Annotated in this window: 4 protein-coding genes; 1 reads left to right on the top strand and 3 read right to left on the bottom strand. The window is 66.3% G+C overall.

The genetic code is table 11. From position 1 onward, the window contains the following. Positions 1–2,073: TonB-dependent receptor domain-containing protein (locus XM50_RS00640; protein WP_046406516.1), on the top strand; the 2,073-nt coding region annotated here is incomplete at its 5' end. 61 nt (positions 2,074–2,134) lie between these two features. On the opposite strand, the gene XM50_RS00635 is transcribed toward XM50_RS00640, so the two are convergent. The 3 genes from XM50_RS00635 to XM50_RS00625 all read right to left on the bottom strand — a co-directional run. Beyond that, positions 2,135–3,247 carry an ABC transporter permease gene (locus XM50_RS00635; RefSeq protein ID WP_052742309.1) on the bottom strand — a complete coding sequence of 371 codons (1,113 nt, stop codon included), beginning with the start codon at positions 3,245–3,247 and terminating at the stop codon, positions 2,135–2,137. Further along, positions 3,244–4,371 carry an ABC transporter permease gene (locus tag XM50_RS00630; protein ID WP_046406515.1) on the bottom strand — a complete coding sequence of 376 codons (1,128 nt, stop codon included), beginning with the start codon at positions 4,369–4,371 and terminating at the stop codon, positions 3,244–3,246. Before XM50_RS00630 ends, XM50_RS00635 begins: the two co-directional genes overlap by 4 nt. Continuing rightward, positions 4,368–4,892, bottom strand: a 525-nt coding sequence (locus XM50_RS00625) for an HlyD family secretion protein (RefSeq protein WP_046406513.1), incomplete at its 5' end; no start/stop codon positions are given. The genes XM50_RS00630 and XM50_RS00625, both read right to left, overlap by 4 nt.

Genomic DNA, 4,892 nt, shown 5'->3' with positions numbered 1-4,892 from the left:
AATCGCGACAGCTATGCCGCCGAGGGCGCGATCAACGTGCCGCTGAGCGACAATTTCGCCGCCCGCGTTGCCGGCTATTATGTGAACAAGGATTATGGCTTCAAGAACGCCTCGCCCGATCCGCAGGCGAGCCGTCTGAAGCCTGCCGGCCTCGAAGAGAATTACGCCGGCCGCGTGTCGCTGCGCTGGGAGCCGACCGATCGTCTCTCGCTGTCGGTCGTCGGTGACTATGGCAAGGAAACCGGCACCGGCTATCCGGGCGCCAACATCTTCGCCGCGGTCGAGGCCACCGGGCTGCGGCCCGAGCAGCTCGACCTGCGCCGCGTCGTCTATCGCGGCCAGCAGGGCGACATGGAGAACGAGCTCTGGGGCGTTCAGGGCAAGATCGGCTATCGCTTTGACACCTTCTCGGTCGAGGCGACGGGCAGCTACCGCTCGGTCGATTTCATGCAGTCCAACGCCAGCAGCGAGAGCATCGCGTGGAACGGCCGCGATTATTCGACGGTGCAGTTCGACAATTTTTCGAACAACTTCTGGCAGACCAAGTCGCAGAGCCAGGTCTATGAGCTGCGCGCCAGTGCCGATTCCGACCAGTCGCTGCGCTGGAACTTGGGCGGCTTCTACTTCAAGGAAAAGCAGCAGGTCGGCTATATGGCGGTCGCCGATCGCGGTTACTGCTGCTATTCGGGCACCGAGTTCACGATGCCTGACGTGAACGGCGAAAGCTTCGCCTTCTTCGCCGACGGCACGTATGACGTGACCGATCGCCTGCGCGTGATCGGCGGCATCCGCTACACCGACGAGAAGAAGTCGCGTTACGGCATCGGCGGCAATTGGGCGCTGACGCTGGGCGGCGCGGATGGCGCGTGCTGCGTCAGCACCCGGCTCGGCACCGAGGGCTTCCGCCCGGCGCTGCTCGACCGGCCGAACTTCAACGTCACCGGCCTGACCACGCCGCAGCAATATGCGCAGTTCCTGATCGAAGGCATCAAGAGCCCGGGCGCGCGCGACACGCTGATCCAGCAGATCGGCTCGATCGCCAACGGCACCAACCCGAACGGCACCTGCTTCACGCGCCCGGACATCGACAATGGGTTCGTCACGTGCCCGACCGGCACCAACGGCGGCTTCAGCTATGCCAATCTGACGATCCCGGGGCAGCAGCGCGGCTCCGCGAAGTTCAACTTCGTCGATTATCGCGTCGGGCTGGAATATGACATCACGTCGGACAACATGCTCTACGCGAAGGTTTCGACCGGGCATAAGTCGGGCGGGTTCAACGACACGTTCCAGACCTCGCCGATCCCCGAGACGTTCAAGCCGGAAAGCCTGACCGTGTTCGAGGCGGGGTCGCGCAACAGCTTCACCGCCTTCGGTCGCCGTGCGTACCTGAACCTGACCGGCTTCTACTATGACTATCAGGACCAGGTGTTCCAGGACCTGACCTGCATCAACCTCGACACGACGCAGACACCGCCGCAGTGCAACGGCTATTCGCTGGTGAACCGCAACATCGGCGCATCGCGCATCTACGGTCTGGAAGCTGAGGCGCGCTTCAACCTGCCGGGCAATTTCTCGCTCGATACCAACTTCGCGTTCCTCGACACGAAGATCACGCGCGGCACCGTCGCCGACGCGCGCGGGCAGAACAACGAGACGGGCGAATCGCCGCTGATCGACCTGACGGGCAACCGCCTGCCGCTGGCATCCAAGTACAATGTCAGCGTGAAGCTGGCGCAGTGGTTCGAAATGGGCCGCGGCCGGTTCGACTGGCAGGCGCTGCTGAACTATCGTTCGTCCTACTTCCTGTCGCAGTTCAATGAGAAGGACATCGTCTTCCTCGACGGCGAGCGGCAGAGCGCGGCGCAGGCCGGCTTCCCCGATCGCCAGGTGGGCTTCACCACGCTGAACCTCGGCGTCGGCTACACGATCGGCAATTACCGGCTGGAGGCGTGGGCGACCAACTTCACCGATCAGCAGGCGTCGACCAAGGCGCTGGTCGGATCGGCGCTCAACATCCGCTTCCTGAACGACGCCCAGAGCTATGGCGTCCGGGCACGCGTGAACTTCTGATCCGTCACGGGTCCGCAGGCGCCGTCGCAGTTGCGGCGGCGTCTGCGGACACCGACGATCGTCAGGCACCCCCGGTGCAGACCTCGGCGTTCAGGCGCCGCACCCGCCACAGGAAGCCGGCGGTATAGCAGGCGGCGAGCCCCGCCATGACGCAGAACGGCCCCCATGCCTCCGCCAGCGTTGCCCCCATCTGGTTGAAGCGAATGAACAGGTGCGTCGCAGGCGTCGCTGGCGACAGCCATGCGCCCGTCGCCAACCATTGCGGCATGGCATAGAGCGGCCAGGCGAAGCCGCCCAGGAACAACAGCGGCAAGGACGTGGGCAGGAGCACCTTCAGCGCGTCGTCGCCGGCGCGAAACAGGCTGCCCAGCACCATGCCGAGTCCCGCCACCGCCACCGCGAACGGCGGGATCGCCAGCAGCAGCCCCGGCATGTTGCCGCCGCGCGGCACCCCTTGCGCCCAATAGACGAAGCCGAAGTAGAAACCCGTCGTCAGGACACCGACGAGCACGGCGGCGGCCAGCATGCCAAGCGCCTCCGCCCGGCGCATGACCGTCCAGCCGCGCTGGCGGCGATCCGCCACCAGCCGCGCGGACGCGGCGAGCAACGTCTGTTGCAGGATGATGTTGGCGACCGCCGGGAAGACGTAATCGCGATAGCCGCCGGTGGTAAAGATCGGCTGCACCAGCACCTCAGGCGCGCGCTGCCGCGCGATCGCCGGCACCGTTTGCGCCAGTTCGTCCAGCGCATCGAGCGCCACCTCGCCAAGCGTCTCCCCGATCGCCTCGGCGCGGACGAAGTACGCACCGTTCAGCCATAAGGCGATGCCCGTCCCCCCGCCGCGCGACAGGACGCGCTGTTGCAGGTGCGGCGCGAGGTACACGACGCCATCGGCCTTGCGCGCGCGCACCAGTTCGCGCGCTTCGCCCAGATTGCCCGTTTCCACCACGACGAAGACCGCGCGTGTATCCGAAAGGTGCCGCACCAGCGCGCGCGACATGGGCGAACGATCGGCGTCCACCACCACCAGCGCGATGTCGGTCGCCGTCTGCTGTTGATAAGGCGCGGGATAATAAACGGCGTAGAACAGCACGGAGACGACCGCGAGCATCAGCAACTCGCGCGTGCGGATGATCGTCAGCAGCGTCTGCTCGAGCGCCCGGAGGAAGCTCATACCGGGCGCTTCGATCGCACGATCAGCACCATGCCGACGACGCCGCCGATCAGCGGATAGAGCAGCAGCGCGATCATTGGCGTCAGGTCGGCGCGCGCGGTGACGCCGATCAGCTGGTCCATCTGCAACAAGATGTAGTGGGTGAGCGGCAGCACCTTGCTCCAGTCCTGCGCATACCACAGCCCGCCGCTGAGCGGCAGCGTCGCGCCGGAATAGGCGAGCGCCGATCCGGCGACGATGACCGCACCGGAAAAGGACGTGCCCACCTCGCGGGTGACCGCGATGAACAACAGGCCGATCGCCGCCGTGGCAATGAACAGCAGGACCAGCCCGATCACGATCAGCGCCACGCTGCCCTCGACGCGATAGCCACGCGCCAGCGTCATCCACAGCAGCCACGCCACGCCCCACATTATGCCGGCCAGGACGTGCACCGCCAGTCGTCCCGACAGCGCCGCCACGGGCGCCGGCGTGTCACGGACATAGGCGCCGAATGACTTGTCGCGCAGCAACAGCCCGAGCGAGCCGATGCAGGAAATGGCGATCACCAGATGGAGGATGCTGGGCCCGATCAGCATCCCGAGGAACCATTCGAGGCTGAGCGTCGGGTTGCCGAGCAGCGTGATCTGGATCGTCGGCAGCGTGCGCCCGGCAACAGACGCCCCTGCCACGCCCAGGTCGCGTGGCGCCTGGGCCAACAGCGTCGCCGTGGTGACGAGCCGCAGATAGGTGGAGGCGACCGATCCTGTCGACAGGAACACCGCCTCGTAGAACACCGTCACCGGCGGATCGGTGGCCCCACGGGTGCCGACGCCTTTTGGAATGACCATGAAGGCGACAGCCTGTTCGCGGCGAACCATGGCCAGCGCTTCGGCGCGCTGCGGCGTCTGCGCCACCACCTCCAGATACGGTGTCGCATCAATGTTGCGCGTGATCGCGCGGGCGAGCGGGCCGCCGTCCTGATCGACGATGACGACGGGCAGGTTGCTCAGCGTGCCGCCCCACATCATGGCCGCCATCGCCGCCAGCATCACCAGCGGAAACAGCGTGAGCAGGAAAAGGTCGAGCGGGGTACGGAGGATTCGCGCGGCTTCCTGCCGAAAGGATGCCGCGAACGCGCTCATTGCGGCCAGTCGAACAGGACGCTCATCCCCGGCCGCAGCCCCGTGGCGCGCTGCGTCGGCTCCAGCTTCACAGCAAAGGCGTGAACGTCATAGCCGCTCGACTGCCGCGTCGCACGGAACGTGGCGTAGCTGCCCTGTGGCGCGATGTTGGTGACGCGAAAATCGATGGTCTTGCCCAGCGCGGGCACGGTGCCGCGCAGCACGCGGCCCTGCTTCATGCCCCTGAAATCATCCTCCTGGACGTTGACCGTCACCCACGGCCGATCGATCGCGATCAGCTGGATCGCGGGCAGGATCGGGCTGACGATCTCGCCCGGCTGCACCAGCCGCCGCGATACCTCGCCATCAATTGGCGAAATCAGCCGCGTCTCACGCTCAGCCGCATCGGCTGCGAACACCAGCGCCTCGGCGGACCGCACCTGCGCGGCGGCGACCTGCTTGTTCTCCTCCCGCGTGCCGGCGGCGACCTTTTCATATTGCAGCCGCGCCGCCTCCGCGATGCGCGCGCTCGACACCATCGC

This window comes from Sphingomonas sp. Ag1 (assembly GCF_000980895.1).
Lineage (GTDB): Bacteria > Pseudomonadota > Alphaproteobacteria > Sphingomonadales > Sphingomonadaceae > Sphingomonas > Sphingomonas panaciterrae.
This window is presented reverse-complemented; position numbering and strand designations above follow the sequence as displayed.